Below are 11843 nucleotides of genomic sequence, written 5' to 3' on the forward strand. Positions count from 1 at the left end.
CAGGGGCTTGAACTCTGTCCCCTGATATTGGCATAGGAAGGAATCTGTATGCTGCAACTGCGTGACGGGCAGGCCCCTGCCACCGCCATCCACCGCGCCGACTACCAGGCTCCTGCCTGGTGGATCGACACCGTGGACCTGACCTTCGATCTCGATCCGGCCAAGACCCGCGTGCTCAACAAGATGCGCGTGCGCCGCAACACCGAGGTGCCGGCGCAGCCGCTGCGCCTGGACGGCGATGAACTGAACCTTGCGCGCGTGCTGGTCAACGGCGGCGGCACCTCGTTCAAGATGGACGGCGACCAGCTCGTGCTGGAGAACCTGCCCGAGGGCGGCGACCCCGTCGATCTGGAAATCTTCACCACCTGCGCGCCCGCCAAGAACACCAAGCTCATGGGCCTGTATGTGAGCCAGGGCACGTTCTTCACCCAGTGCGAGGCCGAGGGTTTCCGCCGCATCACCTATTTCCTGGACCGTCCCGACGTGATGGCCATGTATACCGTGACGCTGCGCGCCGACAAGACCGCGTACCCGGTGCTGCTGTCCAACGGCAACCTGGTCGAGCAAGGCGCGCTGGAAGACGGCCGCCACTTCGCCAAGTGGGCCGATCCGCACCGCAAGCCCAGCTACCTGTTCGCCCTGGTCGCCGGCAACCTGGTTGCGCGCGAGCAAAAGATCAAGAGCCGCGCAGGCCGCGACCACCTGCTGCAGGTCTTCGTGCGCCCCGGCGACCTGGAGAAGACCGAGCACGCCATGAACTCCCTCATGGCCAGCGTGGCCTGGGACGAGGCCCGCTTCGGCCTGTCCCTGGACCTGGACCGCTTCATGATCGTCGCCACCAGCGACTTCAACATGGGCGCCATGGAGAACAAGGGCCTGAACGTCTTCAATACCAAGTACGTCCTGGCCAGCCAGTCCACGGCCACCGACACCGACTACGCCAACATCGAGTCCGTCGTCGGCCACGAGTACTTCCACAACTGGACCGGCAACCGCGTCACCTGCCGCGACTGGTTCCAGCTGTCGCTCAAGGAAGGCCTGACCGTCTTCCGCGACCAGGAATTCAGCATGGACATGGCGGGCAGCCCCTCGGCACGCGCCGTCAAGCGCATCGAGGACGTGCGCGTGCTGCGCACCGCCCAGTTCCCCGAGGATGCAGGCCCCATGGCCCACCCGGTGCGGCCCGACAGCTACATCGAGATCAACAACTTCTACACCGTCACCATCTACGAAAAAGGTGCCGAGGTCGTGCGCATGCAGCACAACCTGGTGGGCCGCGAAGGCTTCGCCAAGGGCATGAAGCTGTATTTCGAGCGCCATGACGGCCACGCAGTGACCTGCGACGACTTCGCCCAGGCCATGGCCGACGCCAACCCCGACAGCGAGCTGGCCCGGCGCCTGGACCAGTTCAAGCGCTGGTACAGCCAGGCCGGCACGCCACAGCTGCGCGCCGAAGGCAGCTATGACGCGGCCGCCCGCACCTACACGCTGACGCTGAGCCAAAGCTGCGCGCCCACGCCCGGCCAGGCAGAGAAGCTGCCCTTCGTCATCCCCGTGCAGATGGGCCTGCTGGGCCAGGACGGCCGCGCGCTGACCCTGCGCCTGCAGGGCGAAGATGCGCAGGCAGCCGGCGACAGCCGCCTGTTGGTGCTGTCCGAACCCAGCCACAGCTTCGTCTTCACCGACGTGGACCAGGAGCCCGTGCCCTCGCTGCTGCGCGGCTTCAGCGCCCCCGTGGTGCTGCAGCAAAGCGACAGCGATGCCGCCTTGCTGACCCTGCTGGCCCATGACAGCGATGCCTTCAACCGCTGGGAAGCCGGCCAGCGCCTGGGCCTGCGCATCGCGCTGCAGGCCATTGGCGACACCTCCATCACGGCAGACGCCAGCGGCCAGATCGCCGCTGCCCTGCTGCCGGCCTCCTTCGTCGAGGCCATGCGCGGCGTGCTGCGCCATCCGCAGCTGGATGCGGCCTTCAAGGAACTGATGCTGACCCTGCCCGGCGAAAGCTACATTGCCGAGCAGCTGGCCGTGGTCGATCCTCAGCGCGTGCACGCCGTGCGCGAAGCCATGCGCCAGCAACTGGCCACCGAACTGCAGGCCGACTGGCAGCAGGCATGGCAGGAGCACAGCGACACCGGCGCCTACCGCCCCGACCCCGTCAGCTCCGGCCGCCGCGCCCTGTCCGGCATGGCACTGTCCATGCTGTGCCTGGCCGCGCGCGCCTCGGGCGACACGGTCTGGCCCGGCAAGGCGCTGCAGCGCTTCAAGGACGCAGGCAACATGACCGACCGCATGAGCGCCCTGACGGCACTGGTGCAAAGCGGCCACCCGCTGGCCGCCCAGGCCCTGGCGCGTTTCCACAAGCTGTTCCAGCACGATGCGCTGGTGCTGGACAAGTGGTTCGCGCTGCAGGGCGGCGCCTGCGACCGTGGCGGCAACGTGCTGCCGGCCGTCAAGCAGCTGATGAAGCACCCCGACTTCCAGATCAAGAACCCCAACCGCGCGCGCAGCCTGATCTTCAGCTACTGCAGCGCCAATCCCGGCGCCTTCCACCGCGCCGACGCGGCGGGCTACGTGTTCTGGAGCGAGCGCGTCATCGAGCTGGACGCCATCAACCCCCAGGTCGCCGCCCGCCTGGCGCGTGCCCTGGACCGCTGGAGCAAGCTGGCCGAGCCCTACCGCACCGCTGCACGTGAAGCCATCGCCCGCGTGGCGGCTCGCGCCGAACTCAGCAACGACGTGCGTGAAGTCGTCACCCGCGCCCTCGCGGATTGACGAGCCACCCCCTGAGTCGCTTCGCGCCTTCCCCCTTGCAGGGGGACGACACCCTCGGTGCGAGGCGGCTCTTCCTCGGTGTCCCTGGCTTGAGCAGCGCCGGTTTTATGCTGCAAGCCAGGAATCACTGAAATGCTGTTCATCAGCAGATGCATACGCCATGCCGCATCTGCTCCCGGATTTTTAGGAGTTGAACCCATGAAGAAAAACGTCAGCCTGACCCGCTACCTGGTCGAGCAGCAACGCGTGGACGGCCTCATCCCCGGCCAGCTGCGCCTGCTGCTGGAAGTCGTGGCACGCGCCTGCAAGCGCATCAGCCAATCCGTCAACAAGGGCGCCATCGGCGACGTGCTGGGCACGGCCGGCAGCGAGAACGTGCAGGGCGAAGTCCAGAAGAAGCTGGACATCATCGCCAACGAGGTGCTTATTGAGGCCAACGAATGGGGCGGCCACCTGGCGGCCATGGCCTCCGAGGAAATGGAAGGCATCTACCTGGTGCCCAACCGCTACCCGCACGGCGAGTACCTGCTGATGTTCGACCCGCTGGACGGCTCGTCCAACATCGACGTCAACGTCTCCATCGGCACCATCTTCAGCGTGCTCAAGAAGCCCGAAGGCCACCCCGGCGTGACCGAGCAGGACTTCATGCAGCCCGGCACCCAGCAGGTCGCGGCCGGCTACTGCATCTACGGCCCGCAGACCACCCTGGTGCTGACCGTGGGCGACGGCGTCTCCATGTTCACGCTGGACCGCGAGCAAGGCTCCTTCGTGCTGGTGCAGGAAAACATCCGCATCCCCGAGGACACCAAGGAATTCGCCATCAACATGTCCAACATGCGCCACTGGGACACCCCCGTCAAGCGCTACGTGGACGAATGCCTGGCCGGCGTGGAAGGCCCGCGCGGCAAGGACTTCAACATGCGCTGGATCGCCTCCATGGTGGCCGACGTGCACCGCATCATGACCCGCGGCGGCATCTTCATGTACCCCTGGGACCGCCGCGAGCCCAACAAGCCCGGCAAGCTGCGCCTGATGTATGAAGCCAACCCCATGGCCTGGCTGGTCGAGCAGGCCGGCGGCGCCGCCACCAACGGCAAGCAGCGCATCCTCGACATCCAGCCCACGCAGCTGCACGAACGTGTGAGCGTCATCCTCGGCTCGAAGAACGAAGTCGAAAAAGTGACGCAATACCATTCCGAGGCATAAATTTGCCGTTATAATTTTTGTCTGTCGCCGGTGTAGCTCAGTTGGTAGAGCAGCTCATTCGTAATGAGAAGGTCGAGGGTTCGATTCCTTTCTCCGGCACCAAACAAGAAGCCCCTGGTTCGCAAGAGCCAGGGGCTTTTTCGTTGGGCACTCTGAGTGCATTCCGGCAACAATGATCAGGTGCGGATAGGCTGAGCCACCAGACGCACGCCAAGAGCGCCACAGACGCGACGGATGGTGTCAAACCGAGGCTGGCTGCCCGGCCGCAGTGCCTTGTACAAAGCCTCCCGGGTCAGACCGCTGGCACTGGCTATCTCGCTCATGCCGCGCGTGCGTGCGATCACGCCAAGGGCATGGGCCAGTTCGGAGGGGTCATCTTCTTCCAGCACCAAGGACAGATAGGCAGCCACGTCCTCATCGGTTTTCAGGTGCTCGGCCATGTCAAAGGTGGGAAGGTCAGCAATCTTGGTCATGGTCAGTTCTCCAGGGTCTTGGACAGGGCAATTGCAGCCGCAATGTCCACCTGCTGGGTTGCCTTGTCGCCACCACCCAACATAGCTACCAGCACGTAACACGCAAAGCTAACGGCGAAACCACCTCAGTGGTCAGAATTTCTGCAGCTGGACATGGGTCTTGTGCCATCAGGCCAGCACGACAAGTCGCCAATCCGCAGCGGGCTGCCAATGCACTTCTTCGCTTCCTGATATAGCCACCTCGGGCAGGGGCCCAGGCATGCAAAGCGCCAGGCACACGGCCTGTGCATCGCAATCCCGGCCTTGCCACAGGCGGCCGTGGGCCAGGGGCGGCCCAGCCATGTCGAGCGCAGCGCAGACGGGTATCCACGCAAGCTGCCGCATCCGGACAAAGTCCAGGCCCTGGCCCAGGCTCTTGAAATAGGCCTCCTTCAGGCTCCACAGCTGCACCAGGCTGTGCTGCAGGCGGGCTCCGTCCTGCGCCTGAAGCCATGCGCGTTCGGGCGGGGAGCACACCATCTCGGCCATGGCATGCACGTCGCGCTGGCGGTGCGCAGCCCTTCGCTCAAGGTCCACGCCTACCGGGCCTTGTGCGGCGGCGCAGGCCAGCCAGCCGGCGCTGTGCGAGAGGCTCAAACGGGGCTTCGCTCCAAAAATGCCGCCCTCCCCGCCTTGCTCCACGTGGGGGGCAGCATTGCGGGGCGCTGCCAGCCGCCAGGTCGATGCGGCATCGTGCCCGCCGGCCAGCAGCAGGCGCATGGCATAGCGGCAGGCGATGAATTCGCGCTGGCGCGCCTCGCGCATACCGGCATGGCGCTCCCGCTCCGAGTCCGTCAGCCAGCCCGCAGCCAGCGACTGCGCATTGGCCCACAAGGGCGCCTGCGCCCCCAGCAGCAAGGCGCAGGCGGCCGGCGCGCTCAAATCACCGGCCTACGCGGGCATAGGTGCCCTTGAAGGTGACGCCGGCCATCACATTGCCTGCGCGGCATTCGAAATTGACTGGATCCCGGGTGGATTGCTTCTTGTTGAAGCTGTGCAGGTCCACCACGGCGTTGGCGCCCTTTTGCTTGGCCTTGGCCTCGAAGGCTATCAGGGCAGACAGCGCTGCCCAGTTGCAGGCCGTGGCATCGTCCTTGCCCACGCCGTTGGTTTTCTTGTTGGACACGTCATCGCCCAGCTTTTCGGAGATGGCAGGCGTGCTGGCACCGGAAAGGTGAAAGCTCACGCTGCCGTCGAGCTTGCCCTGCTCCAGGCCGAGCTTCACCACGTCGGCCAGCGGCAGCATCACTGCTTCATTGCGGGCATGTACCGCCGTTGCGGCCACCAGCGCCATGGCTGCCAAGATCATCTTTCTCATGGAAACTCCCTCTCTGTAAAAAAGCATGGAACAGGGACAGCGATGGATTACGGGGTACTGATTTTCTTCATCAGATTCCGGACCCAGCGGTTGTAGTTGGGATGGATCTCCCGCTTGCCATCGCCTTCCGAGTAATTCAGATTCACACTGTGCAAATAGCTGATCCGGTAGGTATCTGTGTTGTAGTGCACCGCGATGTTGACCTGGTGCTTGCCTTGCTTGTCGTAGTGCAGCTCCAGGCGGCCCGGCTCGTCGCCGACCACCACCCAGCCCAGCGACTTCGACGCCACCACGATGCGATCGTGCAACTGCTGCGTCGTAGTCTCGGGCGAGGCGGTCCACATGACCGCCGGGGGTTCATAGATGTCCGTGCTCCGTGCCACCGCGCTGCCTGCGGCCAGGGCAAGGACCAGGACAATGGCGGCGGTTCTCGTCTGTTTCATTTCACTGGCTCCTGTTGCTTCCAACGTCGAAAAATCAATGAGGTGTTGATGCCGCCAAAGGCAAAGTTGTTGCTCATGACGATATCGGTGTGCAAGGCACGCGGCTCGCCCATGACGTAGTCCAGATCGGCGCAGCGCGGATCGGGTTGCTGCAGATTGGCGTTGGCTGCAAACCAGCCTTCACGCATCATCTCGATGCTCATCCAGGCTTCCAGCGCGCCGCAGGCGCCCAGCGTGTGGCCCATGTATCCCTTGAGGCTGCTGATGGGCACCTGGCTGCCGAGCACTTCGCGGGTGGCCAGCGATTCGGCAATGTCCCCCTGGTCCGTGGCCGTGCCGTGGGCGTTGACGTAGCCGACCTCCGAGGGCTTGATCCCCGCGTCTTCGAGCGCCATGCGCATGGCCTGGGCCATGGTGGCGGCGTTGGGCTGCGTCACATGGGTGCCATCGGAGTTGCTGGCAAAGCCGATCAACTCGGCCCGGATGCATGCGCCCCGGGCCAGTGCATGCTCCAGCTCTTCGAGCACCAAGGTGCAGGCGCCCTCGCCCAGCACCAGGCCGTCGCGCCGGGCGTCGAAGGGACGTGGCGTGCACTCGGGGCTGTCGTTCTTGACGCTGGTCGCAAACAGGGTGTCGAACACTGCCGCCTGCGTGGCATCCAGCTCCTCGGCCCCGCCGGCCAGCATGGCAAGCTGCTTGCCGCTCTGAATGGCCTCGAAGGCATAGCCCAGGCCCTGGCTGCCCGAGGTGCAGGCGCTGGACGTCGTGATGACGCGGCCCGTGGTTCCGAAGAACACGCCGATGTTCACCGCCGCCGTGTGCGACATCATCTTGATGTAGGTGTTGGCGTTGATGCCCTCGGTGCTCTTGTCGGCCATCATGCGGCCGAAGTCGCCGATGGCCGAGGGCGTTCCGGCGGACGACCCATAGGACACGCCCATGTGCCCGCTCTTGACGAAGGCATTGCCCAGCAGGCCGGCATCGGCCAGCGCCAGCTCGCTGGCGCGCGTGGCCATCAGGGCAACGCGGCCCATGCTGCGCATGGTCTTGCGGTTGTAGTGCGCCGGCAGATCGAAGGATGGCACGGTGCTGCCCAGCCGGGTGCTCAGGCCCTCATAGGCAGCCCACTCGTCCATCACCCGGATGGCGGTTTTGCCGGAGCGCAGTCGCTCCCGCACCGTGGCCCAGTCGTGGCCCAGGGGACTCAAGGCGCCCACGCCCGTGACGACCACACGCCGTTTGCTTGCTGCGCTCATCCCACCATCCCTCCATTGACGGAGATGACCTGGCGCGTGACGTACGAGGCCTCGCCGCCCATGAGGAAGGCGACCGCACCTGCCACCTCGTCCACCGTGCCCATGCGGCGCATGGGAATCAGCGCCAAGGCATGTTCGAGCACTTCCTCGCTGACCATTTCCGTGTCGATCAGGCCGGGCGCCACGCAATTGACCGTGATCTCGCGCTTGGCCAGCTCCACGGCCAGGGACTTGGTGGCTGCGATCACCCCGGCCTTGGCCGCGCTGTAGTTGGCCTGGCCCCGGTTGCCCATCAGGGCGGAGACCGAAGCCAGCGTCACGATGCGCCCCGGCTTGCGGCGGCGCACCATGGGCATGACCACCGGGTGCAGCACGTTGTAGAACGCATCCAGGTTGGTATGCACCACGGCATCCCACTCCTCGCCCGTCATGGCGGGAAAGGCGTTGTCCCGGGCGATGCCGGCATTGCAGACCACGCCGTAGTAGGCGCCGTGCTGTTCCATGTCGGCCTCAAGCGCCTGAGCGCAGGCAGAGCGGTCTGCCACATCGAACTGCAGCACGCGGGCCTGCCGGCCCAGCGCGGCAATGTCGGCCACCGTCTGCAGGGCCTGCTCGCGGCCGCTTCGGCAATGGACCACGATGTCGAAACCATCGCGCGCCAGGCGCAGGGCGATGGCCCGGCCTATGCCCCGGCTCGACCCGGTCACCAGCACCGTGGCTGGCTGGGCGATTGCACTCATGCTTGTCCAACTCCTTCTTGCTCCAGCGCCTGTATGAATGCGCTGCCATTGTCTGGTTCGTAAACGGATATGCGGGCCTGGGCGAGCACGCGGTCCTCGCCCAGGGGCTGGATGCGGCAATCGAACATGCCCAGGCCATTGGTGCCCACCAGTTCGCAGTGCACGCTCACGCGCAGCACGCTGCCCGGGGAAAAATGTGCGCAGGCCGCCTGGAACTTGCGCGTGCCCAGCAAAAAACCCAGCTTGACGGGCCGCCCGGCCTGCACCGCCTGCCAGCCGGCCCAGGCGGCCACGGTCTGGGCCATGTACTCCAGCCCCACCCAGGCGGGCATGCCGGCGTCCTGCAGAAACAGGCCATCACGCGGCACGGTGACCTGCGCATGGGCGCTGTCGGCAGATGCATCGAGCAGGCAGTCCAGCAGCAGCATCACGCCGCGATGGGGCACGTAGTTTTCAATCGGTAGAAATGCGTTCATCTCGATGACTCCTCAGGCAGCGGCCAGCAGCAGGGCGCAGTTGCTGCCGCCAAAGGCAAAGGAATTGCTGAGCACGGCCCGGGGCGCACGCCCCAGCGCCATGCCCGGGCGGACCACGGCCAGGGCGGGCAGTTCGGGCGCCTGCTCGCCATCCCACCAGTGCGCAGGAAGCCGGCCCTGCGGGTTGTCGTGCAGCAGGTGCCAGGCCATGGCCGCTTCCAGCGCCCCGGCCGCCGCCAGGGTGTGGCCGGTCAGCGGCTTGGTGGAGCTCACGGGCGTTGCTTCGCCGAACACGCTGTGTATGGCCAGGCTTTCCATGGCGTCGTTGTGCACCGTGGCCGTGCCGTGCAGGTTGATGTAGTCCACGTCACCGGGCCGCATGGCCGCACGCCGCAGCGCCTGCTCCATGGCCTGGATGGCGCCCTGGTCGGATGGGTCGGGGGCCGACATGTGGTGGGCATCCTGGGTCTCGCCCCAACCGGCCAGGCGCACGGGGCCTGGCTCTCGCGTCAGCAGGAAGAACGCCGCGCCCTCGCCCAGGTTGATGCCGCTGCGCCGGGCAGACAGCGGGTTGCAGCGCTTGTCCGACACGGCCTGCAGCGCGCTGAAACCGGCCACGGTGAAGGCGCACAGCGCATCCACCCCGCCGGCCAGCACGGCATCGACCAGGCCGGCCTGCAGCCAGCGCGCGGCCGATGCCAACGCCTTGGCTCCGGAGGAGCAGGCGGTGGAGAGGGTGTGCGCCGGCCCCTGGATGCCCAGGTGCTGGGCCAGGAACTCCGACACATTGCCCATTTCCTGCAAGGCGTAGTCAAAGTCCTGCGGGAACCGGCCCTGTGCCTGCCAATGGGCGGCGGCGGCTTCGCCCTCCTGCACGCCGGCCGTGCTGGTGCCCACCACCACGCCCACACGCGCCGGGCCCCAGCGCGACAAGGCCTGCTCCACCGAGCCGCGCACGCCCTGGGCGGTGTGCCATGCCAGGGCGTTGTTGCGCGATCGCTGCGGCGGCGGTGCCCAGTCCAGCGTGGGGAGCACCACATGGGGCGGCAGGCAGCCCAGCGGCAGGTGCCGGCCCGGGCTGTAGCGGTCGCTGCACTGCAGGCTGTCGGGGGCCTGGGTGGCGAACAATGCGGCGCGCAGGCCGGCCGCATCGGCGCCCAGGGCGCTGGTGGCTGAAAGGGTTTGCACAAACACGGCCTGTGCCGTCGGGGTGATCGCGGTCATGCGCCCTCCCCTGCATTGGCACAGGGACGCATGCCGCCGGGCGAGGCAACGCGCAGTTGCCAGGCGCCTGCGGCATACACGATCTCGAACCCGTCGCTGCCGGCAGGCCGGATCTCGACGCGCGTCTGCCCTTGGTGAGACAGCTGTCTGGCCGATCCACCGGACATTCCGACCTCTTCCAACACCCAGGATGCAGGCAAGGCCTGCGCAATGGCGTCCACCGGCCACAGCGCCAGCTGCATGTCGCCGAGCACCTGCGCCGGCGCCAGTTGCGCCGGCCACCAGCGTGACAGCTCGGCCTGCAGCTGCCGCCCATCCCAGACGATCACGCCCACGCGCTGCCCCAGGTGGACCAGCGCCAGGCGCACCGTCTGCGCATCGACCTCCAGCAGCGCGTCCAGTTCCTGCGCGGGCTGGCCAGGCGCCTGCACCACCAGATGCTGCTGCAGCGCCAGCGCGCAGCCCAGCGCAGCCGGCGGCAATGCCAGCCGCGGCGACGTGGCATTGCCCTGCGGTGCACGCGCCTCTGGTGCGGTGGAGCAGCCTGCCAGCGTGCTGGCCGTGATGATGGCAGCGCACGCCGCAAACAAGGCTGGCGCACGCTGGCGCGCAAAGGCCGGGAAAAGACGCAGCCGCCTCATGCCATCACCCCCTGCCCCGGCTGGCAAAGCTGGCTCAGCACGTTCAGGCGGCGCTCCGGCTCGGCCACATAGGGGTTGCGTCCATCCCAGGCGTAGCCGGCGAGGATGGACGAGATCATGCGGCGGATGTCCGGCGCATGCGACGGGTGGAAGATCACGTCCTGGAAGCTGCCGTCGTACCAGCCCTGCACGAAGGCACGGAAGGTATCGACACCTGCCTGCAGCGGCTGGGCATAGTCCTGTTGCCAGTCCACCGCCTCGCCCTGCCAGCTGCGGGCGATGCAGTCGGCGGCCAGGCTGGCCGACTTCAGGGCAATGGTCACGCCGCTGGAGAACACCGGGTCCAGAAACTCGCCCGCATTGCCCAGCAAGGCATAGCCTGGGCCCCACAGCGCCGTCACATTGGCCGAGTAGCCCGTGAGCGAACGCCCGGGCGTGTCCCACCGGGCATTGCGCAGCACCTGCGCGAGGCTGGGCGTCTCGGCAATGATGGCGCGCAGGCGCTCGACCTCGGAGCCCGCATGGCGCTCCAGGAATTCGGGCGTGGCGACAACGCCCTGCGAGCTGCGGCCATTGGAAAACGGAATGGTCCAGAACCACACATGCCGGTGCTCGGGATGCACGGAAATCAGGATCTTGTCGCGGTCCATGTCCTGTGCCGCGATGCGATCCTCGACATGCGTGAACAGGGCCGCACGCACGGGAAAACCGGAGGGCCGCTCCAGCCCCAGCATGCGCGGCAAGATGCGCGCAAAGCCGCTGGCATCCAGCAGATGGCGGGCCTGCACCACATATTCCTCGCCTTGCGGCGTGCGGGCCGTGACCTGCGGCTGGGCGCCTGCCACGTCCACGCCGGTCACCGTATGGCGATAGCGGATCTCGGCGCCCGCCTTCTGGGCGGCATCGGCAAGCACCTTGTCGAAATGGGCGCGCTGCACCTGGTACGTCGTGCCCCATCCGCAGGAGAACTTGTCACGGAAGTCGAAGGCCGTGCGCAGATCGCCCCGGGCGAAGGCCGCGCCGTTCTTGTGCTGGAAGCCCGCCTCCACCACGTCCTGCAGCATGCCGGCCTGCTCGATGTAGGCCATGCCTTGCGGCAGCAGGCTCTCGCCAATGGAAAAGCGCGGGAACTCTTCCTTCTCCAGGATGAGCACCCGGCGCCCCTGCCGGCGCAGCAGGCCCGCCGCCACGGCGCCGGAGGGGCCGGCGCCAATGATCAGGATTTCAGTCTGTTCGGTACGTTGCATGTACG

At 66.7% G+C, this 11843-nt stretch carries 12 protein-coding genes and 1 tRNA gene; 3 read left to right on the forward strand and 10 right to left on the reverse strand.

Translation table 11 applies throughout. The features are described from left to right. Positions 1 to 48: 48 nt before the first annotated feature. The 3 genes from pepN (at position 49) to HFGMBDPB_RS22480 (ending at position 4083) form a co-directional block, all read left to right on the forward strand. Entirely contained in the window at positions 49 to 2775 is a 2727-nt protein-coding gene (pepN, locus tag HFGMBDPB_RS22470; protein WP_160854382.1) for an aminopeptidase N, read from the forward strand. A 198-nt stretch (positions 2776 to 2973) separates the two neighbouring features. After that, entirely contained in the window at positions 2974 to 3981 is a 1008-nt protein-coding gene (locus tag HFGMBDPB_RS22475) for a class 1 fructose-bisphosphatase (RefSeq protein WP_012205101.1), read from the forward strand. A 26-nt stretch (positions 3982 to 4007) separates the two neighbouring features. After that, positions 4008 to 4083, forward strand: a tRNA-Thr gene (locus HFGMBDPB_RS22480). 74 nt (positions 4084 to 4157) lie between these two features. Here the strand turns inward: HFGMBDPB_RS22480 and HFGMBDPB_RS22485 are convergent. From HFGMBDPB_RS22485 to HFGMBDPB_RS22530, 10 genes are all read right to left on the reverse strand, one after another. Continuing rightward, positions 4158 to 4454 (reverse strand): addiction module antidote protein, encoded by a 297-nt coding sequence (locus HFGMBDPB_RS22485; RefSeq protein ID WP_017406814.1) that lies wholly within the window; start codon positions 4452 to 4454, stop codon positions 4158 to 4160. Between the two features lie 168 nt (positions 4455 to 4622). Then, on the reverse strand, positions 4623 to 5375 hold the full coding sequence (locus tag HFGMBDPB_RS22490) for a 4'-phosphopantetheinyl transferase family protein (protein WP_074923611.1): 753 nt from the start codon (positions 5373 to 5375) through the stop codon (positions 4623 to 4625). Between the two features lies 1 nt (position 5376). Continuing rightward, complete coding sequence (locus HFGMBDPB_RS22495; RefSeq protein ID WP_047327587.1) at positions 5377 to 5811, reverse strand: hypothetical protein; 435 nt, start codon at positions 5809 to 5811, stop codon at positions 5377 to 5379. A 47-nt stretch (positions 5812 to 5858) separates the two neighbouring features. Beyond that, positions 5859 to 6254: a hypothetical protein gene (locus tag HFGMBDPB_RS22500; RefSeq protein WP_209672864.1), complete on the reverse strand. Its 396-nt coding sequence runs from the start codon at positions 6252 to 6254 to the stop codon at positions 5859 to 5861. Continuing rightward, positions 6251 to 7510, reverse strand: a complete 1260-nt coding sequence (locus HFGMBDPB_RS22505; RefSeq protein ID WP_212646293.1) for a beta-ketoacyl-ACP synthase — start codon at positions 7508 to 7510, stop codon at positions 6251 to 6253. Before HFGMBDPB_RS22505 ends, HFGMBDPB_RS22500 begins: the two co-directional genes overlap by 4 nt. Further along, entirely contained in the window at positions 7507 to 8250 is a 744-nt protein-coding gene (locus HFGMBDPB_RS22510) for a 3-ketoacyl-ACP reductase FabG2 (RefSeq protein WP_212646294.1), read from the reverse strand. Before HFGMBDPB_RS22510 ends, HFGMBDPB_RS22505 begins: the two co-directional genes overlap by 4 nt. Then, positions 8247 to 8726 (reverse strand): hotdog family protein, encoded by a 480-nt coding sequence (locus HFGMBDPB_RS22515; RefSeq protein WP_061287592.1) that lies wholly within the window; start codon positions 8724 to 8726, stop codon positions 8247 to 8249. The genes HFGMBDPB_RS22510 and HFGMBDPB_RS22515 overlap by 4 nt, the downstream gene beginning before the upstream one ends. A 12-nt stretch (positions 8727 to 8738) precedes the next feature. Next, on the reverse strand, positions 8739 to 9950 hold the full coding sequence (locus HFGMBDPB_RS22520; RefSeq protein ID WP_212646295.1) for a beta-ketoacyl-ACP synthase: 1212 nt from the start codon (positions 9948 to 9950) through the stop codon (positions 8739 to 8741). Next, on the reverse strand, positions 9947 to 10591 hold the full coding sequence (locus tag HFGMBDPB_RS22525; RefSeq protein WP_212646296.1) for a DUF3261 domain-containing protein: 645 nt from the start codon (positions 10589 to 10591) through the stop codon (positions 9947 to 9949). Before HFGMBDPB_RS22525 ends, HFGMBDPB_RS22520 begins: the two co-directional genes overlap by 4 nt. Then, positions 10588 to 11838, reverse strand: a complete 1251-nt coding sequence (locus HFGMBDPB_RS22530; protein ID WP_209800545.1) for an NAD(P)/FAD-dependent oxidoreductase — start codon at positions 11836 to 11838, stop codon at positions 10588 to 10590. The genes HFGMBDPB_RS22525 and HFGMBDPB_RS22530 overlap by 4 nt, the downstream gene beginning before the upstream one ends. Positions 11839 to 11843: the final 5 nt, after the last annotated feature.

This window comes from Delftia sp. PE138 (genome assembly GCF_018320755.1).
GTDB lineage: Bacteria > Pseudomonadota > Gammaproteobacteria > Burkholderiales > Burkholderiaceae_C > Comamonas > Comamonas tsuruhatensis.